Consider the following 18,959-nt stretch of genomic DNA (forward strand, 5'->3'; position numbering starts at 1 on the left):
CAGCGGAGAGCGTGATCGTCGAGACCTATCGTCGGTGGTACGCCCTTTCCGACATGGAACGCGCTCTCATTGCGTCGCCTCGTTCCTGGCTCGCGATGAACGCGGGCGAGATCGCTTCGGCCCGGCTGGCTCAATCCGCTTGGGATCACGATGCCGGTCCAGATGCGGCGGATGCCAAGCGGGCGGTGTCCAGGCTCGATGGCATGCTCGGGATAGCGCCGCACATCGTTCCGGAGTACGCCGGCCTGGCCGGCACCGCACCTCGCGTACTCCGGGCGCGGCAGTTCCGTCCGGCGACCTCGAAGGAGCATGACGCGATAGTCGGTGCTGTCAGGGAGGGCTGTGCGATGCAGGACGCCGGCATGCTGACGTCCTTGCTGTGTCCTGACGCCACAGCGGTCTTCGACGGTGGCGGCAGGGTTCGGGCGCCGGTCCGGCCGGTGCACGGAAGCAGGCGGGTCGCCCGCTGCCTGCTGACCGCGCTGACCCCCCATCCGCGCACCACGGTGACCGCCCAGTCGGTCAACGGCCGTACCGGCCTGGTCGTGCGCTGCGATCAACGGGTGGCCGCAGTCCTCAGCCTCGACATCACCGACCACCGCGTGGCACAGGTCTGGGCCGTTCTCAACCCGGAGAAGCTGCGCCGGTGGAACCGGCATGCCGACCCGACGCCCACCGCCTGACAACGTCGTTGCCCGTGCCCTCTTCGACGGCCTGGCAGCACCGGGAATCCGAACTCACCGAAGCCTTGCCGGCCGAACCGTCACGTCCGCACCGGCCGGCCCGCCTGAGGGCGGGCCAGCGCGTCACCAATGGCGCTGGCTCCCGCGCCGCCGGGCTCGCCATGGTGTTCGGTTCATCGAGTCGCCCAGGCCCGCTGAAGAGCGTCAACGGCTCACACCTGGTCCTCCTTGTCCGCGCCGGAGCCCGCTTCAAACGCGGCCAGCTCATCGACCGCCCCTCCGCAGGTTCTGAGCATTGCTCCGATGAGAATGCCGCAGAGGTCTTTCGCCAGACCCGAGGATCCCCTCGCCCAGTCGCCCGCTGAGGGCACACCCCGCCGAACCTCCGGTTCAGTCGTTGACGAGCATCACACCAGGAGGCAGGAGAGGCGACCGAACACGGGCGAGAAGCCTCCAGCACCTGGAGGTGACGGCTCGCGGATCTGATTGCACATAGGTGCCTTACGCCACGGCTCCGACGGATTAGAACGCGCCACGCCCGAGCCGTCTCGACCCGCACTGGCTGGAGCGGAGCATCAGCCGTCAGTCAGACTCTGCCACCTCACGGTCACCGCCACTATCAGCTGTCACTGCGTGCAGACCGTCACCTACAAGCGTCGGTTCTCTTCGCTAATAAGCCTCGGAGCCCACCATGCCTCTTCCATTAGCAGGCAAACGAGGGGACCATATGGTCCATGTGGTGCGACACGTGTGAATGTCACCATCGATAGTCGGCCCTCATCGTGTTCACATGGATCCGCCGCGTCCCGACACGGCAGCTGCCCGGAAGTCATCACGGAGGGAAGCCAGGGCCCACAGTCGAGCGTTCCCCTACAGTTCGCATCCAGTGAGAGGCAGAGGTGATCCATGACGTCAGGCAAGGCACGCGTACCTGCGGAAGCCGCACCTCGCGGGCCCGGCGCCCCGGCCGACAGCGAGCGGCCTGCTGACGCCCCCAAGGGGGCCCCGGCAACGCCCTCCGGCTCTCCCCCGGACCCGTTGATCGTCCGTAGTAATATCGGGCACATGTCCGTAGATGATGCTCCTAGGCAAGAGCGGCGCCTCACCTCGCGTGGGGCTGTCACCCGCGACCGAATCATTCAGGCCGCTGCCGACCTTTTCTACGTGAGGGGCGTCAACGCGGTCTCACTCGACGACGTACGAGCGACGAGTGGGACGAGTAAATCCCAGCTTTATCGCCACTTCGCGGACAAAGACCAGCTTGTCCACAGCGTCATCGAGCTGCGGACCGATCAGGTCCTGAACCGTGATCGCCAAATGCTGGAGCGAATGAATTCCATTCGCGCGCTCGAGCGATGGAGCGACAAGCTTATCCATCTCAACTCTTTGCAGAACGGTGCCTACGGGTGCGCGTTGGGCTCGCTGGTCAGCGCGCGGGCGGCGCAGGACCCGACGTCGAGGAGCAAGCTTGCCGAGACGTTCGCCGACTGGCAGCAGCTCATCTCGGCAGGCTTGAAGCGCATGCAGGAGAACGGCTCCCTGCGTGAAGACGCAGACCCGGCGCAACTCGCCACCGCAGTCATGGCTGCCTTGCAGGGCGGCTATTTGCTGGCCCAGACCGCCCAGGACGTTGAGCCCATGCGCGTCTCCATGCAGATGGCGCTGAACTACGTACGCTCCTACGTCGTGGACTGAGCCGGATCCTCAGCTCGATGCTTTGTCACGCAGGCAGGCGGGCAGTTGACGGCCGGCTCGGTCAGCCCGACGAAGGCGAGACCCAGGTGCCTGAATGTTTCACGTCGACCAGGCTGATGTATTCGGGATTCTTGTGTATGAACCTGTCGACGACTGGACAGTAATTTGAAATGGTATTTCCGCGGATGCGCAGAAAGTCCAAGGTGTGCTTGATGAGGACGTTGGAGAGACCTCGCCCGCGGAATGCGTCGTAGATGACCGTGTGCATCAATACGCGTCGATCACCAATCGCCCGATAACCCATGTGGCCAGCCGTCTCACCGACTACGGCTATCTCGTAGCGATGCTCGTTCTCGTTGTCGCTCACCACCACAGACGATTCCGCGTCTGAAAATATAACGTCAGGCATCTCAGCCCTCCAGTCCATCGTGAAAGCCCCATAGTGGGAAAGCTGCCAGAAGTCGATCGACGGCTACCCTGAAGAGGTCCCGCCTCTGACCGAGTCGACGTAAGGGCCCGCCTGCCCTGGCTCTGGCACAGCGCGTATCAGCCTAAGCGAAGTGGTCGAAACAGTCCAGTCTGAGTCCCCGGCCAGCATCCCGTCGGCGCACGCTGCGACGCGCGAGGGAGGGGAGGCTGCACTCTTGCCCGCATACAGTGCTCCTCACCAGCCGCCCTCCGCCCCGTTTCGGGAAGGTCCACCCCTCCGGATCCTGCACGGAGCGGCACCGGCACCCCCATCCATGGCAAGCAGACGGCGCACCGGCCATCCCGGGTACGCAGACCGTGTCTCTCGACGAGGCCCCAGGGATCGCGGGTCACGGATTCCGACTCAGCGGCATCTCCTCACAGGTAAACCTGCTGCCTGCTGAGCTGCCGCTCAGCTTCGCACCCCGCTCCCAGTGGACACGCGACCTGCTCTGCGGCAGATAGGATTGTTACGTTTATCGGGGTCATATCGCTCGATGACGGTCAGGGAGCGGCAGATGGACGCCTCGGACGAACTCCTACAGAGGGCTACACCGTCGGCTCTTTTGACCCTGGACGGTGTCATCCGTTGTCTCAACGCCGCGATGGCCTCAGCGCTGGGCAGGCCCGGGGAACAGTGCGTAGGCCGCGGCTTCGGTGATCTGCTCTCCGAAGATCAGCGCATCTCGGCCAGGAGCCTGCTGGCGCACGGGGCCACGACGAAGAGGCTCGCCATGCGGGTGCTCGAATTCCCTGGGTGGGCGACGCGTCTGTGGTCTGCCTTGTCGAAGCGCGGCCGGTACAGGACCCCGCAGGTGGCGAGCGGCTTGTGTGGGTGCACTCATTGAAGCTGCGCCATCTTGAAGTGGCTGTTCAGGGGGCTAGTGTGATGTCGTTTCGGGGTGCTCGTGCTGGTCGTGGGCGGCAGTCTGTGGTGTAGATCGTCTGGCGGGGCGGTTTTGTGGATTCCCGCCCGTCGTCGCGGCTGCCGCTCCTACGCTCCGGCGCATGACGGACCCCGAGGTACTGGAGCGGATCGCCGCGCGACGTGCGGAGCTGGACGGACTCGCAGAACGGCTGGCCAGGCGATTGGCGGAGGTGCGGGCCGAGCGGGAGGAACTCGCTGTGGCCGAGCGGGTACTGCAGCGGATGAGTGAGCAGATCGCCGATGAGCGGGCGGAGGCCGGATCGCCGGTCGTTCAGGTGGCGGGACGGGCGGTGCGGTTGGTTCCGGACCGCGCGCCAGGGGTGGCCGAGTCCGCGCTGCCGGCGGAGTACCAGCGCATCCTGACCGCCGCGCGGCAGGCCCCCGGTCCGGTCGCAACCCGGCAGATCGGCGAGGTGCTGGGCTTGGACACCGGGGTGCGGGCAGGCTGGAGCCGCTGCGCGGGAAGCTGACGAAGCTGGCCGACCGCGGCTGGCTGCACAAACGGCCCGACGGGAAGTTCACCGTCCGCCCGTGACCGGGGCCGCACAGCGATTCTGAGCGTAACTGCGTTGCCCCCGGAGGCCGTTGGGATTGTGTGACGAAAACCAACGACCATGCCGGGGCCACCGTGTCCCTGGTCTACCAGTGCCGACTGCCGCGGTCCACGCACACCGTCAACCACCTCGCCGACCTGCTGCGGCGCCATCTGGAGGCGATACGGTCCCGGTGGCGGGCGCTGCCGCCGGGGAGGACCGCGGTGATCGTCTTGGCCGTGCTGCGGCACGATCAGCGCCTGGCCGACATGGCCGGCGGCAACGACGTCTCCGCCACCACCGTGCGGCGCCGGCGCGACGAACTGATCGCCCTGCTGGCCGCCCGGGCGCCGCGGCTGGACCGCAACCTGAAGAAGATCGCCAAACGGGGCGGTGAGGTCGTCCTGATCGACGGCATCCTCATCCCCACCCAGCGCCGCACCGGGAAGGCGAACCGCCCGGACTACTGCGGCAAACACCACCGCCACGGCCTGCGCGTCCTCGCCCTCACCGACGACAAGGGCCGCCTGGTGTGGATATCGGCCGCCCGGCCCGGCCGCACCCACGACATCACCGCCGCCCGCCGCGACCGCATCCTGGCCCACCTGCGCACCGCCGGACTCGGCACCCTGGCCGACCTCGGCTTCCTCGGCCTGGACGACGAACCGGACGACCCCGTGGTCGTCACCGGCTTCAAGGCCACCCGCGCCCGCAAGCTCACACCCGCCGAGAAGGAGGCCAACCGGGTCCTCGCCGCCGGACGCGCCCCCCGTCGAACGCGGCTTTGCCCACCTGAAGAACTGGCGGATCCTCACCAAGCTCCGTACTGGCCCCGCCCGCGCCACCCACCTGCTGCGCGCCCTACTCGTCCTGCCGAACATCGAGGCCACTACCGACAATCGATCTCTACCGCGGGTAGCCCACGATCAGCACAAGCACCGCGGAACAGCGTCAGCGGGCCGGGATCGGCTGAGTGAGGTTCACTGGGTTGCCGTCGGGGTCCTGGATGTGGGCGACGCGCTGTCCCCACGGCATGTCGTTGGGGCCGCCGCGGACCGAGCCGCCCAGCGCCTCCACCCGGCCGAGCGTCTCGTCGACGTCGTCGACACCGATGCTGAGCAGGATCCGCGGCGCCGCCCCGGTCCCCGGGTTCGCCTTGGCCACCAGCCCGAGGTCGGTGTCGCCGATGCGCAAGCCGAGGTAGAAGGCCGGGCCTTCCGCCGGTACCCGGAAGATCTCCTCAGCGCCGAACAATTTCGTATAGAAGCCGAGCAGAACGTCCTGGTCGGCAGTAATGATCACTGGCTGGATGGTGGACATGGCACTCCTGTCGAGAACGGTCGTGTCGCCGGGTGGACCGTTCGAGGACGGTGAACTCATCGGCAAAACCACCCCGCCGGACGATCTACAACACAGACTGCCGCCCACGACCAGCACGAGCACCCCGAAACGAGGTCACGCCACCCCGCTGACCAGCCACTTCAAGATGGCGGAGCTTCAGTGTTCGAGTTCCCGGTGTGCTGTGGCGCCTTCCGAAGTCGTGAACATCTGCTGCCGATTCTCGTGAACGAAACGAAGCCACAGGCCAGGCCTGGCGCTCCCCCACCTGCCGGAAGGCGGTGCAGACGAAGGAGAACAGGCAGTTGGAGCGTTCCCCCCGGCTCACCGCTGTTCGGGATCCTCCTTGAGGACGCACTGCAGGCGCTGCGCACGACGCCGGCCTATACGCAGTTTCCAGCTGTCGCAACGACACGCCCCGGGATGCGCTTCGATCGCTGTCGGCACGAACCTCTGCATCGAGACAGCGTGCCTCCTCGAGGAGTTCATCCCTGTTCTGCTCGAGCCGGAACCCCGTCACATCCGCATCCAGGGTGGGCGCCTTGGCGTCCGGCTACGCATCCGCCCCGTCACCGGCTGCACCCGGCTGCGCATCCGCCGGAGCCGGATCCGCCAGGATACGCGCGTGCACGGCCTCCATGCGGGACGGGGCTGCAACGGCACGCTGCGGGCCGGGCGCCGGCTGCATGTCGGGCACGGTCTCCTCCCCCGCATCCGCTACCGCAGTTTCGAGCGCGGTGTTGGCGCGGTCCAGGGCAACACCGATGAGGGCTTCCGACACCCTCACGCCGACCGCGCCGCAACGGGCATGTTGCTGCGCGCCATCAGTGCGCAGCCGAACAGTGCAAGCTCGCCGGCGAAGAACAGGAAGCCACGTTCACGCAGGGAGTGCATCCCCAGGTGCTCCTCGGCGAACCGCCAGGAAGTGTCGCCGCTGTAAGCGGTGCACGCGGCAACAGCCAGCGCAGCCACCACGACAGCAACCGGATGCCGCTCGTCTTTGCGCTTCTGCTTCTTGCCGTTGCCCGGCTGCGCATCCGCAGCGCGCAGCCGGCGCCGCCGAAAGAGCACAGCGGCCAGGACCACCACGGCAAGCTGCACCAGGACGAACAGGCCGACGGCCAAGGGGTACTGAGAAGACTGGTCGAACAAGCCGTTCACCGCAGACTCCTCGGCCAGATGTCGGGACGGGTGGCCGAATACGCGGCGCGGCGGCTACCGGCAAGATCTGCACCCGGAGCGCGGATCACGGCCTGACGGCAGTAGCCATCACCAGCCGATGCAAAGGTTCTGGAGGTCATTGTCGCCTCGGCAGTGCACCAGCCCAAGCCCCGCAACGCAGACTTGGAGAACATCCCGCTCAACGGAGCCGACACCCGCACCCCCACACTGCCGGTGACGCTGACCAGGGCGGCGACAGGCCGTGGCTGCCGGCGATGAAGCAGGAGGTTCCGCGGCCGGCGACCACAGCAGCGAACCGGCAGCCCTCAGCTCTTCGGCCGGTCCCCGAGGCCAACACCTCACTTTCGGCAGTCGGGGGTGAAGCCGACGGCTGGCCGGGGCTGGGGGTCATAGCGGGACCGACGAAATGCTGTTCCCAAAGTGACAGAATGTGCTGAGCGAGACGATCCGGCCTGGAAGCCGGAACGTATGTCGACGGCGCCCGCACGATCGTGTGATGTGATGTCTCTGCCACTCAGGGTGGGCGTGCGGGCACAACGCGACGGAATCGGGGATGGGATGCCATGTCGAGCGGGCAGGACACGTCCGTAACGGTCTGCGGTACCCAACAGTTGCTGACGCGCGCCTTGACCCGAGAGTCAAGCCGAGCCCGGCAGTTCCTGACTGCCGGGGGATGGCGCCCCATCGACGCGGACGCCGACGCGGCGGCCCGGGTCCTGGCCCGCCTCACCGCCCCACTCCCTGCCCGTGGAGCCGGCAGCGCACGGACGCGGGCCACGGACCGGGACCGACGGCTCCAGCGGATCTGGCGCACCACAGTCCATCACCTCGATGCAGGCGCCGTCAGCGCGTCCGCCGCCGCGCTTCTGGCCTCCGTCGCTCGCGCCCTCCTGCCCTGGTACGCCGCCCCCAACCCGCCGGCCGCCGCGGCGGCTCCGCGCTATGCGGTACCCCAGGACACGGTCGGCGGCTTGCCGGTCCCCCCGACCGAGGCGGGCGAAGCTCTGCTCCCCGACCTGGCTGAACTGTTTACCGCCCTGGCCGCCCCGAACCCGTCCGGGACCCTCGCTCTCACGCCCCCGGTCGTGCCGTGGGAGACCCAGTACACGGGTCGGTTCCGGCATTACGGCAGGCCCGCCCCCAACGTGTGGACGGCCCACACCGTCCACTGTCCCGGGTGCGCGAGTGCGGATGGCCCATGGACCGTGGCCAGCGACTGGCGCCTGATCACGCTCGGCTGCCCCTGCGGGCTGGTGACCGATGAGCACGGCCTCACCTTCTCCGAGATCTGGCTCCGCCTGCCGGACTCGTAGCGAGCGTCGCCATCGACCTGCCCGGGCAGACCAAAGCGCTTCATGTCGTCGATCGAACACTCGCCGACCGGTCAAGCACTCAGTCACGGCACAGGGGCCTGGGTATGTCGGTGAGTTTGGGGAACAGGTGTTGCTCAGTGCCGTGAACACCTCGGATTGAGGCGTGTGAATGTCGATGAGTTTCGGCAACACCAGGGGGCTTGCGCCCCGAACATGGCCGTGATGGCGGGATCCCGAATCCTGCTCGGCATCGGCGTTGGCGGGCGGGCGCGCAGGAGGCCGTGGGTGTCGCGCTTGCCGGGGCTACGCCAGGGCGCGGGCGAAGGCCCCTGAGTTCCTTGGCGAACAGGTCGGGCTGCTCGAATGCGGCGGCGAGGGGGCCGGTATGGCGGTCGGCTCCGCCGTACCGGCTCCCCGACCGCCCCCTCCCGCCTCTGGGGCGGGAGGCTCCCCGGGGGGCGGTCAGACCTGGTTCATGCCGCCGTCGACGAAGAGCTCAATGCCGGTGACGAAGCTGCTCTGGTCCGAGGCGAGAAAGAGCGCGGCCGCAGCGGTCTCCTCCGGGCGGCCCATCCGGCCGAGCGGCACCCGGCCCGCCAGGAAGCCCTTGAGCTGGCCGGCCTGCTCGGCGTCGGGGGCGAGGCCGTCGATGCCGGGGGTGTCGGTCGGGCCGGGGCTGATGGTGTTGACCCGGATCGCGCGGCCCCTGAGCTCGTTGGCCCAAGTCCGGGCGAAGGACCGCACCGCCGCCTTGGACGCGGCGTACACGCCGAAGGCCTCGTCGCCGGTGGTACCAGTGGTGGAACCGGTCAAGATCACCGAGGCACCGTCGTTCAGCAGCGGCAGCGCCTTCTGGACCGTGAACAGCAGGCCCTTGACGTTGCTGCCAAAGGTCTGGTCGAAGTGCTGCTCGGTGACCTGCTCCAGGGTGGAGAAACTGCCGCCGCCGGCGTTGGCGAACAGCACGTCGATGCGGCGCCCCTGCCGGGCGACGACGTCGTAGAGCCGGTCGAGGTCGGCCGGGTCGGCGACGTCACCGCGGACGCCGGTGGCGCGGGGGCCGATCTGCGCCACGGCGGCGTCGAGTGCCTCCTTGCGGCGGCCGGTGATGAACACGTGCGCGCCCTCGGCGGCGAACCGCCGCGCGGTGGCCAGGCCGATGCCGCTGGTACCACCGGTGACGACGGCGGTCCTGCCCTCAAGCTGTCCCATGGTGTGGTGCTCCTAATCTGGATGAACGGGCGCCCTACAGATGAAACAATTTTTGTTACATCCTTTGCTGAGCCCCACTTCCCGACATCCGCATGCGGGCGTCGCGAGAATGGGATGAGCGCTTTTTGTAATGAACGATAAAAATTTGCTGCAGTCGGTGCCGTGCGACAGCCGGTGCGCCCGGCCGAACCCGGAAGGAACTGGCGCTTCCGGTTGCCCACGGACTGTTCGGAGACCTTCGCCCTCACAAAGTCCTACGCCGACACGGCGAGAGGATCAGGAAACGGTCCGGGAGGAATCCCAGAACCACCGCCCGGGCCTACTCGGCCCCCTGTGGACGCTGCGAGCCGCCCAGGCGAAGGCACATACAGCCGACGCCGTCGACTGGATGGCGCCGGGGGTAGGCGGTCGAAAGCGCCTTCCGCCTACCCCTCCCATCCGGAGCACGGGCCGAACCCATGCCTTTCGACAGGTATCACCTGTTGTTCTGTTCGCCCGGCTCCGCGCGAGTCACTTGCCGGGGTAGAACGCGTTGATTTCTTCGATGATGCGCTGCGGAGCCTCTTCTGCCAGCCAGTGCCCCGAGCCGGCCACTTCCACGCCGGTCGCGGAGGGCGAGGCGCCCTGCGCCCCGGCGAGCATCACGTTGAGGAAACCCTCCTCGCTGATCATCCTCACGGGAATGGTCAGGGGCTTCTGCTGCAATCGCTTGTTGTCGATCTCGTCCTGGTTCCAGTAGCGGTAGAACTCGAACCCGCCGTGGAGCACCTGCGGCCGCGAGTAGGTGCGGACGTACTCCTTGACGGCACCCGGCGACGGGATGGCGCGAGGCGAGTGGGAGAACGTCGGGTAGAAGTAGCCGAAGAACTGCTTCTCACGGCCGGTCACGAGCTGCTCGGCGAGCGGTGACTGCTGGTTGAACAGGAAGTGGAAGGACACGTTGCTGAAGTCAGCGAAGCGCAGGTTCTTGCCCACCAGAGGGAAGTCGATCATGAATAGTCCACTGACCTGCTGACGGTATTTGGCGGCGAGGGGGTAGGCGACGCCGGCGCCGATGTCATGCGCTACGAGCTCCACACCGTGGCGCTTGCCGATCCGGTCGAGCAGATCGTGCACGTAGGTCGCCATGGTCGCGGCGGCGTAGTTCGACGGCGCTCCGGTCGAGTCCCCCAGGCCCGGCAGGTCGACGGCGATCACCGTCCGCCCGGGAAGGAGCTTCGGCATGATCCCTCGGTATGCGTACCAGTTCTCGGGCCAGCCATGCAGCAGGACCGTGGTTTGCGGGCCGCTGCCGCCGATGACGTAGTGCATCTGTATTCCGTCGACGGTGGTGAAGCAGTGACGGAATTCCCTGTTAAACGCCGAGTCCTTGCGGGTTGCGGAGTCGTAGCCGCGGCTCTTCGGCCTCTCCGGAGCTGCGCAGGCTGGCGCGCGGGATGCGGACGACTTTCCGCTGGCAGCGGCGTTCGCAAGGTTCGGGAGGACTAGGGCGGCGAGGGCCACGAGGCCAGCCAGGATCCCCAGGAGTCTTTTCTGATTTGTGTGCACGAAAGTACCTCGGTGTTTGCTGTTCTGCCCGGCCGCTGAGACGTGGGCACTTGCGCACTGCTCAAAGGTCGCGGCCTGGTTGACGCACCGGCCCACCGGCGTAGGCGCCGGTCCTGCATCGCGGTCATAGCACTGGGGTGCGCCGTCAGGTGGATGCTGCCTTTTTGGGGGCGCCAGCCATGGGGCCTGGGTGACCGTCGAATCCGCTTAATTCTTGACCGGTTCGTCCATAACGTTACCCCATATGGACGAACCGGTCAAGAAAACGTGGATCGGCCACATGGCACGCCCTCGGAAGTTCGATGAGCAGCAGGTCCTGAACACCGCCCTGGAGCGGACCGGCGAGGTGCAGGCCCGCGAGGCAGCGCTGAGCAGGGTGCTCGTGGACCGCTCCCCCGGCCTGCGTGATCACCGGGGCGCGGTGGAGCGGGCGCTGGCTGGTGGGGCGACGGCGTTCGTGGAGGCGGTGGAGGGTGTGCTGGCCGGGTGCGGGTATCCGGCGGGGCTGCGCCGGGCGTGGCGGCTGGCGTATGCGCCGGCCTGATCACACTCATCCCCGATCACGGCGGGCGCATCAGCCTCCACGACGTCATCCGGGATTACCTCCGTGCCGAGGTGGGGGATCCAGCACTCGTTAGCTTGAATGGCCGGCTGGTTGATGCGGTGGCCGCCATGCTCCCCCCGGCCAGTCCGCTTGCATCGACCGCTCCCGATCCTGAGCGCGCCTGGTGGGCACTGAGCGACGGCTACCTTCTGGACCATCTCATCGAGCACCGCCGGCGCGGCCACGCGGAGCCGGGCGGCCTGCCGTGGGGCACGATGCTGCGCTTCGCGCTGCTGCTGATGGTGCTCTTGACCGCCGCCGTCTCGATGCTGCGTGAACTGATGGCCAGCGGCACCTCCGGTCCACTGGCCAGATGTATGGGGCCCGGCCTCGTACCCCTACTGGCGCGGCCTGGCCGGGACGGTGCTGCGAACTGCAGGCCGACGCCGGCGCCGTGTCACAAGGAGCCGATCGCCGGTTCCTCAAGCGTGCCGCCGCGGCCCGCAACACCACAGGGGGTGACCGCGTGGCCGCGTGGTGACGTACCCACCCCACCTCACGCCAGCGAGCCAAGGCGCTCCGTGCGGATGCGACGGCAGGCGGCTGACGCCGTGCGCCAAACCTTTCGCCGCCTGCCGCACCACCCGCTGGGGCGATGCTGCGCGTGGGCAGCCTCCGAAGGGCTGTCTAGAAGAAGCCGCCGTCTGCCTCGATCGTGCGGCCGGTGATGTACGAGGCGTCGTCGGAGACGAGGAAGGCGGTGACGGCCGCGATCTCTTCCGGTCGGGCCAGGCGCCCCAGGGCGCCGTGCATCTTCTCCCAGGCATCCAGCGACGCGTCGAACAGCGGGTGCTTGTAACTGAGGGCGTGGGTGTCGGCCATGTCGGTGGCGGTTCCGCCAGGCGCAATGGCGTTGATCGTGATGCCGCGCGCGCCGAGCTCCGGCGACAGGTTGAGCACCATGCTGTTCACCGCGCCCTTACTGGCGGCATACAGGGTGTGATAAAAAACCGCGCGAGTGGCGCTGACCGACGAGGTGAGCACGATCCGTCCGCCCTCCGGCAGTTGGCGAGCCGCATGCTGAACGGCGAAGAGCTGACCGCGGGTGTTGACGGAAAAGACCCGGTCGAAGTCCTCCGGGGTGATCTCCTCGAGGCGGCCGAAGTGTTCGATGCCGGCGTTGCTCACCAGGATGTCGAGCTTGCCGAAGCGTTCGACGGTCTGCTCGACAAGGCGTCCGGTCTGCTCTGGGTCGCAGACATCCGCCTGGATCGCGACCGCGTCGGTGCCGTTCTTCCTGAGCTGTTCGACGAGGTGCTCGGCGCCCGCCGCACTGGTGCGATAGCTGATTGCGACCATCGCTCCGTCCTGCGCGAGGCGTTCGGCGACCGATTTCCCGATGCCACGACCGGCTCCGGTGACAAGGGCAACTTTCCCAGCAAGCTTTCCCATGATCGCTCCACTCCATCTGATGTGTGTGCGGGAGGGGCGGAACAGACACCCGCGGACGCCCACCCCGCGCGACACCCCAAGGCGGAACGGCCATCCTCCGGCTGTACCGCCACCAAACCGTCACGTCACCGCACCAAGCAGCCCGGCCCACACCCCGGCATCGGTGCACAGCAATCGAGACCAGCCCTATCCGAGAGCCGGCTAATCGGCACACCCGTACTCATCGCGACCGTAAAACGTAACGGAGCCGGACATGTTCAACGCCCCGCCCGGCAGGGGGTCTGTCAATCGAACGGCTCTGTCTCACTTTCGGTGGTGACAGAGGGTGGTGCTATCCGAGGAGGATGCGGTGGCGAAGCAAGGTGAAACCTGCGCGTCCGTGCATCTGGCGGGCGATTCGCTCCGCTGAACACTACGTCCGGATGTACCGCGGTACCGCCACGAGCGCGCGAGTTGAGACCTCACAGTCGCCGATGCCGAAGCGGCCGGCCCGCGGGCTCGGCGACCTGCCCCCGATCCTGCCATGGGTGGGGCGAGCGCCGCCGAGGGTGACCTCACACCGCGTCCACGAAGCACCCGCCAGCAGGGGAAGGGAGGTGGTCATGGGCTGGGAGTCGAAAAGGCCTCGGACGGGGACACCCCGACTGGCCGGTGACAGCGGCGTTCGGCGGCAGCCGCGTTCCCGGATGCCGGGATGCCGGTGGCCGGCCGCCGCCCGGCCAGTAGGGGGTTGTGCGCCGCCGGCGTGGTGCCGGCCCACGGGGCTCAGGCCAGGGCGGTGACCAGCAGGGCGAAGGCGGCGATGATGACGGCGACGCGGACGTAGTGGTAGCGGTCCCAGCGGTTCATCTGCTCCTTCCAGTCGGCGGGCCGGTTCTCGGGCGTCCACGTCTTGCCCCGGTTGTTGATAGGGACGAGCAGCAGGATCGACATGATCACGCTGAGGATCAGCAGCGCGCCGGCGGTGACGACGAGGCCGGTGCCGTCGTGGTGCCATCCGGCGATGGCCCAGAGCGCGACGAGGACGAGCGAGCCGATGTACCAGACCGGCATCACCGCGCCGAGCATCCGGCCCCCGTGGGCGCGGCCGAGTTGGCCGCTGTCCTCGGGCAGGGCGCCCAAGATCGGGTTGAGGACGAAGGCGACGGAGAACTCCACCCCCACCATCAGGCCGACGGCCACGGTGGTGAAGACCTCGAGTGCGTTGAGCACGACTACCCCTCCTGGAATCTAGTGGTGCTAGATGTTGATGCAACGCTAGCCTGCTGCCGCTTGCTTGTCTAGCAATGCTAGGATCGGGTCATGTCGGTACAGGAACGCAAAACACGCGAACGGGCGGTCCGCGAGCGCCTCATCGTGGCGACAGCCCGCGAACTCGCCGAGCAGCAGGGCTGGGACGCGGTCACCACCCGCCAGCTCGCCGAGCGCATCGAATACAGCCAGCCCGTCCTCTACAGCCATTTCCGCGGCAAGCGCGAGATCATCGGCGCCGTCGCCCTGCAGGGCGCCGCCGAGATGGCCGCCGCACTGCGGGCCGCGGCCTCCGCCGCCGCAGACAGCCCCCGCACCCAGGTCACCGCCCTCGCCCGCACCTACCTCGACTTCGCCGAACACAACCCCGCGGTCTACGACGCCATGTTCCAGCTCGACGGCGGCCTGGCGTTCGCGAACGAGGACACCCCGCAGCCGCTGAAGGACGCCTTCGCCGCCCTGCTGGAAACCCTCAGCGCCGTCGCCGGCGACGGCGTCCACCCGGGACTGTTCACCGAGGTGTTCTGGGCGGCCCTGCACGGACTGGCCACCCTGACCCGGGCGGGACGACTGCCACCGGAAGACGCCGAGCGCAGGGTGGACCTCCTGGTCGACCGGCTCGCCAAGGTCTGACACACCGCCCCGGCGGGCACGCAGCCGCATTCCTCGGGGCCCCGTCGCCTGCCGGCGGCACCGTCACCGGTCACCGGCGCCCACACGGCGCAGCCGCAGACCGCCGGGCCCCGCACCCCCGGATGGGCACCCGCCCCGCAAGCCGCGATGACCGTGGATCACCACCCGATACCGGCGTAGGCGTAAGGAAGTGACCGTGGCTGACGAACGGCTCGATGCCCAGTGGCTTCGCGGCTGGTGCGGGCATGCGCAGGCGGCGCTCGCCAAGCTGAGTCAGTCGTTCCAGGCACGTCATGGGTACGAGCCGGGCAGCAACGTGGTCGTGCTCGCTACGGAACCCAGCCATCAGGCCACTGACGCGCTCGTGGAGCTGACGCCGATTCCCTCGGACCTGACCACGATGTACCGGGTGATCGAAGAGGTCTCCTAGTCCGATGTGGAGCACGGCTGCTTCGTCCATCCGGCTTCGCTGGTCGCCGACCACTTCCGCAACCTCGGGGCTGTCCAGATCGACCGGGAAGAGCCCGGCGTGGTCTTCGCCAGTGACGGCGGCGGCCATCTGTTCGCGCTGGCAGGCTCAGGGCGAGTCTGGAGGTCGTCCACCGCCTCGTGGTCCGATCAGTTCGACCTCGCCGCAGCCAGCCTTCAACAGTTCTTCGAGGGGCTTTCACGGCAGATCAGCGCTCAGCATTGACGGCTGACCGAAGGGCAAGACGGCTCAGAGACGGATGAGGATCCGGATCCCCACAAGCCGGGAACGAGGTCCGGCCATACACGGTTCTCTTGATCGTTTCCACCCTGTTGACGTGACCGTCGACGATGCCGGAGCCCCATTCGAGGATGAGGCCTGCCATGACAGCATCGAAGTCCTGGCGGAGGAACACGGCGAACTTGGCGACCGAGACAACTCCGAACTGTTCGGCCTGACGGATCCAGTCGGGCAGCAATTGGCCTCGGCGGTTACGGACGAGGTCCGTGAGGGCCCGGGCGAGCCCGCAGGCACGCGCAATGTCCGGGCAGGCGAGGCAGGCCTGGTCCAGGTGTTCGACCTCCCGGGTGCTGAGGCGGCCCCGGTTGCGCACGATCCATGCGGTGATCCGGCGCGGGCTCGGGATTTCCGCTGGTGCGGCTGGGGCTGTGCCGACTTTCAGGGTGCGCAGGTAGGGGGTGAGTGTCCAGTAGCCGCCGCGGAATCCGCGCTCGCGGATCTACTGGTACAGGGTGCGGCCGTTGGTGATACCTGCGGCGTACTGCTGCTGCAGGTAGGGCTTGAAGGCGTCCAACTTGTCGGGGCGGCGGTCTCGGGCGCTGTTGAGGAGATCGCCGAGGTCAGGACCAGTCGCGCCGTCACGCCTGCCACCGGCGACATCGCCTACGGCCTCTTTGTCAGAGGGCGTGCTTAGGGTGGCCGACAAGATCACCGGCAGAAACTGCCGGGCTGTTCGGATCGATCGCGGGGGTTGGGATGCGCTGGTGGAACAGGACACCTGAGGAGCGTGCACGGTGGGAGCTTGATCCGTTGGTGGGGGTGGGTCCGCTGCGGTTCGGGATGAGTCCCGACCAGGTTGTGGCGGCTTTGGATGGGGCGGTCGCCTACGTATCACAATGCAGTGCGGACCGGTTGTCGTGGCAGCGGTACAGCGAGGTGGGGGTGACCGCGATCTACGGGCAGGGACCGCGACTGGTTGCTGTGGCGGTCCACGCGTTGGACGGCCCGCAGGTGCCACTGCGGGATGTTGACCTGATCGCCCGGGCGCCGTCCGAGGTGCGCTCGGACATTCAGGATCTCGCCCGCAGGGAGGCAGTAGCGGTCGGGGTGAACTGGAGCGGTGATCCCGAGGTCGCGGCATGGGGGGTGTCCATGGGCGCCACGCTGGAGTGGGGGCAGCATCCGGAGGGCTGGGCGGAGCGGAGGGACGCGGTGATCACCGATGCCCTGCTCGTCGGCCCGGAACTGGCCGCGGATCCTTACGGGGCCGACCCGGTCATCCAGTGGCGGGATGTCCGCGAGCGGGAGACGAACCCGGGAGCGTGGCCGGTGAAGGCTGACCAGGACAGGCCACGCTGGGATTACACGCCGCTGGAGAACGTCGGTCCACTGCGGTTCGGGATGCTTCCGCAGCAGGTGGCGGCCGCGTTGGACGGTGAGGAACCAACTGTTCGCCAAGGCCACTACCCCTACTTTTGGCGTAACAAGCCCGGGCAGTGGTGCCTGGAAGAAGAACGGTTCCACAGCGCTGGGGTGACCGCCCACTACTGGTATCCGGAAGGGATCCCCACCCTGGGGGCCGTGACCCTGCACGGGCGCACCGGCCCCCAGGTCGCCTTCGCCGGCATCGAGTTGATCGGAAGGACGCTGTCCACTGTCGACGCGGCCCTGACCAAGTACATCGAGGAACAGCAGATCCACCTGCTCATCGGCTGCGCCGGCGACCTGGGGCCGGACGGGTCCAACATGTATGTGCGGGCCGCCAGAGCCGGGGACGCCGTGGTCAGCGAGGCCCGGTTCTGCGCGCAGGACTGGGAAGACCGCGGCTGACACCGCCAGACGGCCGTCTACGCCATGCGCCTACTATGCGATCACCCGGCGGCCCTGGCTCCATCAGCGAGGGGCCGTGAGCCATGAGATCGCGTGAGGAATCGCCATGAGGCGCTGGATCGCCGCTTTCGTCGCCACCTTGGCGGTCGCGAGCACTGGTGCGTGCACCGCAACCGCTACGCACACCGAACCGAAGGCGTCGGCGACGGCTCCAGCTTTGGGCCCGAGGGCATGCGCGAACGGTACCTACCAGTGGTTCAACGTCGAGCAGCCTCTTAGGCTCACCGCCCTCTCCGGGGTGCAGACCCTCGGCAAGGACGGCGGCACGTTCAAAGAGACGGCACCCAAGAACCGGGTGTCATGGCCCGTGACTTCCGTTTCGGCGAGCGGCCCAGCGTTGCCGGCGCGTGATGTGCTGTTTTCCCTGGCCAAGTGGATAGGCGAGGCGCAGGAGGGCGACGACGCCGCCAGCCTTGCTTTCACCGACGTCGGCAGAAAGCCAGAAGACCCCAACGCAAGCCGGGCCATCTCCTCAGAATCGGCAGGCCGCTATGTGGAGTACGAAGAGGCGCACATCGTAGAAGCGGACTTCCGGTACACATGCCCAGGCGCTAAAGCCGTGACCATCGGGCATGCAAAGAGCTGGACGATCGAGGGTGGGGGCAGCCTTGAGTGCGGCACGCGGGTCCAGGACGCCAGCAAGTGGTTGACCGTCGCGCGGGAAGCTGCACGTCTTTCCTGTGGACCGAAATCGGCGGCCGCGCAGACCGCACCAGCAACCAGGCGATAAGGCAATGCCTGGTCCTGGACTGGTTCGGTCCCCCCTTGCCCTCCTGGCTGCCGGAGCCGTCACGTTCACTGACCGCGACGCACGAGCGCACCTCTGGTTTGCCGCAACCCGGAGCGTCCTGGCCACTTCTCTGAACTTTGGGGCCGTTCCGTCCCAAAGCCTTTGATCTGCAGCTCTCTGAAGCCGAATTGGTGATGCCGGAGAACCTAGAGGGCGGTTCGTGAGCCTATGGGCATTTCTGTCGTCGCCTGATGGTGTGGGTGCGGGCGGAAGTTGCCGATCCGCGGTAGCTGGTTTGCTGGGGTAGCGGGGTGAGCGAACGCACGCCGTATCCGAGTGACTTATCGGATGAGCAATGGTCACTGATCGAGCCGGTGATCACCGCGTGGAAGGCCCGGCACCGCTCGGTCAGCGGTCACCAGGGCGCCTACGCGATGCGGGAGATCGTGAACGCGATCCTGTACCAAGGCAGCTGCTGAAACCGGTGGTGCTGCGCGGAGGCCGCGTTCACGCACGGCATCGCCACCGTCGCGATGCCCTTACCGATGCCCGGGAATGCCAGGTCGGCCTACCTGGCTCGGTACGAGCGGCACGGGCCCGTCGTGCCGCCGGGCGGGCGCCGCCGCGGCTACGGGCAGGAGCCCGATCACGCCGTTGTGTCGGCGGTGCTCGCGGCAGCGGGCGGTGAGTGCCATGTCCACGATCCACTCGTCCAGGTCGGGTGGGCGGGGACGCAGGGCCCGGTGAGGGCCGGCAGGTGCCTGCGACAGAACCGGCCCCGCCACGTCACCACCACCACACCGGCCTACTCTCCCGGCTCGCACCCACCGCGTCACAGCCGACGGTCAGC

At 67.7% G+C, this 18,959-nt stretch carries 19 protein-coding genes and 1 pseudogene; 12 read left to right on the forward strand and 8 right to left on the reverse strand.

What is annotated here, in order from left to right:
* Window positions 1–683: RNA polymerase subunit sigma (locus ACWDAS_RS37825; protein WP_450400039.1), on the forward strand; the 683-nt coding region annotated here is incomplete at its 5' end.
* A 1,065-nt stretch (window positions 684–1,748) separates the two neighbouring features.
* Window positions 1,749–2,378, forward strand: coding sequence for a TetR/AcrR family transcriptional regulator (locus tag ACWDAS_RS37830; protein WP_450400041.1), 630 nt, complete (start codon window positions 1,749–1,751; stop codon window positions 2,376–2,378).
* Window positions 2,379–2,439: 61 nt separating this feature from the next.
* Here the strand turns inward: ACWDAS_RS37830 and ACWDAS_RS37835 are convergent, their stop codons facing one another.
* Window positions 2,440–2,745, reverse strand: a complete 306-nt coding sequence (locus ACWDAS_RS37835) for a GNAT family N-acetyltransferase (protein WP_450400043.1) — start codon at window positions 2,743–2,745, stop codon at window positions 2,440–2,442.
* 706 nt (window positions 2,746–3,451) lie between these two features.
* On the opposite strand from ACWDAS_RS37835, the gene ACWDAS_RS37840 reads away from it, so the two are divergent.
* The 3 genes from ACWDAS_RS37840 (at window position 3,452) to ACWDAS_RS37850 (ending at window position 5,284) form a co-directional block, all read left to right on the forward strand.
* Window positions 3,452–3,694, forward strand: coding sequence for a hypothetical protein (locus tag ACWDAS_RS37840; RefSeq protein ID WP_450400140.1), 243 nt, complete (start codon window positions 3,452–3,454; stop codon window positions 3,692–3,694).
* 160 nt (window positions 3,695–3,854) lie between these two features.
* Entirely contained in the window at window positions 3,855–4,244 is a 390-nt protein-coding gene (locus tag ACWDAS_RS37845; protein WP_450400046.1) for a hypothetical protein, read from the forward strand.
* 125 nt (window positions 4,245–4,369) lie between these two features.
* The gene (locus tag ACWDAS_RS37850) at window positions 4,370–5,284 is read left to right on the forward strand and encodes a transposase family protein (RefSeq protein WP_450400048.1); all 915 of its coding nucleotides are present in this window, start codon (window positions 4,370–4,372) and stop codon (window positions 5,282–5,284) included.
* On the opposite strand, the gene ACWDAS_RS37855 is transcribed toward ACWDAS_RS37850, so the two are convergent.
* From ACWDAS_RS37855 to ACWDAS_RS37870, 4 genes are all read right to left on the reverse strand, one after another.
* Entirely contained in the window at window positions 5,259–5,627 is a 369-nt protein-coding gene (locus tag ACWDAS_RS37855) for a VOC family protein (protein ID WP_450400049.1), read from the reverse strand. The genes ACWDAS_RS37850 and ACWDAS_RS37855 overlap by 26 nt on opposite strands.
* A gap of 801 nt (window positions 5,628–6,428) precedes the next feature.
* The gene (locus ACWDAS_RS37860; RefSeq protein ID WP_450400052.1) at window positions 6,429–6,806 is read right to left on the reverse strand and encodes a hypothetical protein; all 378 of its coding nucleotides are present in this window, start codon (window positions 6,804–6,806) and stop codon (window positions 6,429–6,431) included.
* Between the two features lie 1,796 nt (window positions 6,807–8,602).
* Window positions 8,603–9,352, reverse strand: a complete 750-nt coding sequence (locus ACWDAS_RS37865) for an SDR family oxidoreductase (RefSeq protein WP_450400055.1) — start codon at window positions 9,350–9,352, stop codon at window positions 8,603–8,605.
* 510 nt (window positions 9,353–9,862) lie between these two features.
* Window positions 9,863–10,663 carry an alpha/beta fold hydrolase gene (locus ACWDAS_RS37870; RefSeq protein ID WP_450400057.1) on the reverse strand — a complete coding sequence of 267 codons (801 nt, stop codon included), beginning with the start codon at window positions 10,661–10,663 and terminating at the stop codon, window positions 9,863–9,865.
* Between the two features lie 517 nt (window positions 10,664–11,180).
* On the opposite strand from ACWDAS_RS37870, the gene ACWDAS_RS37875 reads away from it, so the two are divergent.
* Complete coding sequence (locus ACWDAS_RS37875; protein WP_450400059.1) at window positions 11,181–11,444, forward strand: hypothetical protein; 264 nt, start codon at window positions 11,181–11,183, stop codon at window positions 11,442–11,444.
* A 687-nt stretch (window positions 11,445–12,131) separates the two neighbouring features.
* Here the strand turns inward: ACWDAS_RS37875 and ACWDAS_RS37880 are convergent.
* Window positions 12,132–12,896, reverse strand: a complete 765-nt coding sequence (locus tag ACWDAS_RS37880) for an SDR family NAD(P)-dependent oxidoreductase (protein WP_450400062.1) — start codon at window positions 12,894–12,896, stop codon at window positions 12,132–12,134.
* 765 nt (window positions 12,897–13,661) lie between these two features.
* On the reverse strand, window positions 13,662–14,108 hold the full coding sequence (locus ACWDAS_RS37885) for an anthrone oxygenase family protein (protein ID WP_450400065.1): 447 nt from the start codon (window positions 14,106–14,108) through the stop codon (window positions 13,662–13,664).
* Window positions 14,109–14,198: 90 nt separating this feature from the next.
* On the opposite strand from ACWDAS_RS37885, the gene ACWDAS_RS37890 reads away from it, so the two are divergent.
* From ACWDAS_RS37890 to ACWDAS_RS37900, 3 genes are all read left to right on the forward strand, one after another.
* Window positions 14,199–14,780 (forward strand): TetR/AcrR family transcriptional regulator, encoded by a 582-nt coding sequence (locus ACWDAS_RS37890; RefSeq protein ID WP_450400067.1) that lies wholly within the window; start codon window positions 14,199–14,201, stop codon window positions 14,778–14,780.
* 196 nt (window positions 14,781–14,976) lie between these two features.
* On the forward strand, window positions 14,977–15,210 hold the full coding sequence (locus ACWDAS_RS37895; RefSeq protein WP_450400070.1) for a hypothetical protein: 234 nt from the start codon (window positions 14,977–14,979) through the stop codon (window positions 15,208–15,210).
* Between the two features lie 6 nt (window positions 15,211–15,216).
* Complete coding sequence (locus tag ACWDAS_RS37900; RefSeq protein WP_450400072.1) at window positions 15,217–15,474, forward strand: hypothetical protein; 258 nt, start codon at window positions 15,217–15,219, stop codon at window positions 15,472–15,474.
* On the opposite strand, the gene ACWDAS_RS37905 is transcribed toward ACWDAS_RS37900, so the two are convergent.
* On the reverse strand, window positions 15,458–15,862 hold the full coding sequence (locus tag ACWDAS_RS37905) for a transposase (protein WP_450400074.1): 405 nt from the start codon (window positions 15,860–15,862) through the stop codon (window positions 15,458–15,460). The two genes, ACWDAS_RS37900 and ACWDAS_RS37905, sit on opposite strands and share 17 nt — an antisense overlap.
* A gap of 569 nt (window positions 15,863–16,431) precedes the next feature.
* Between ACWDAS_RS37905 and ACWDAS_RS37910 the strand changes: the two genes are divergently transcribed.
* The 3 genes and pseudogenes from ACWDAS_RS37910 to ACWDAS_RS37920 all read left to right on the forward strand — a co-directional run.
* A complete protein-coding gene (locus ACWDAS_RS37910) occupies window positions 16,432–17,319 on the forward strand; it encodes a hypothetical protein (protein ID WP_450400077.1) in 888 nt (295 codons plus the stop codon).
* Between the two features lie 106 nt (window positions 17,320–17,425).
* Window positions 17,426–18,109 (forward strand): hypothetical protein, encoded by a 684-nt coding sequence (locus ACWDAS_RS37915; protein WP_450400079.1) that lies wholly within the window; start codon window positions 17,426–17,428, stop codon window positions 18,107–18,109.
* Between the two features lie 311 nt (window positions 18,110–18,420).
* Window positions 18,421–18,576 (forward strand): annotated as a pseudogene (locus ACWDAS_RS37920) (transposase); the annotation flags it as partial.
* Between the last annotated feature and the right edge of the window lie 383 nt (window positions 18,577–18,959).

This window comes from Streptomyces sp. NPDC001070, assembly GCF_053598835.1.

Bases quoted from the DNA above. Each gene is read 5' to 3' on its own strand.
- ACWDAS_RS37865 (WP_450400055.1), bottom strand. From the start codon at position 9,352: ATGGGACAGCTTGAGGGCAGGACCGCCGTCGTCACCGGTGGTACCAGC.
- ACWDAS_RS37855 (WP_450400049.1), bottom strand. From the start codon at position 5,627: ATGTCCACCATCCAGCCAGTGATCATTACTGCCGACCAGGACGTTCTG.
- ACWDAS_RS37870 (WP_450400057.1), bottom strand. From the start codon at position 10,663: ATGCACTACGTCATCGGCGGCAGCGGCCCGCAAACCACGGTCCTGCTG.
- ACWDAS_RS37890 (WP_450400067.1), top strand. From the start codon at position 14,199: ATGTCGGTACAGGAACGCAAAACACGCGAACGGGCGGTCCGCGAGCGC.
- ACWDAS_RS37845 (WP_450400046.1), top strand. From the start codon at position 3,855: ATGACGGACCCCGAGGTACTGGAGCGGATCGCCGCGCGACGTGCGGAG.
- ACWDAS_RS37875 (WP_450400059.1), top strand. From the start codon at position 11,181: ATGGCACGCCCTCGGAAGTTCGATGAGCAGCAGGTCCTGAACACCGCC.
- ACWDAS_RS37880 (WP_450400062.1), bottom strand. From the start codon at position 12,896: ATGGGAAAGCTTGCTGGGAAAGTTGCCCTTGTCACCGGAGCCGGTCGT.
- ACWDAS_RS37830 (WP_450400041.1), top strand. From the start codon at position 1,749: ATGTCCGTAGATGATGCTCCTAGGCAAGAGCGGCGCCTCACCTCGCGT.
- ACWDAS_RS37915 (WP_450400079.1), top strand. From the start codon at position 17,426: ATGAGGCGCTGGATCGCCGCTTTCGTCGCCACCTTGGCGGTCGCGAGC.
- ACWDAS_RS37840 (WP_450400140.1), top strand. From the start codon at position 3,452: ATGGCCTCAGCGCTGGGCAGGCCCGGGGAACAGTGCGTAGGCCGCGGC.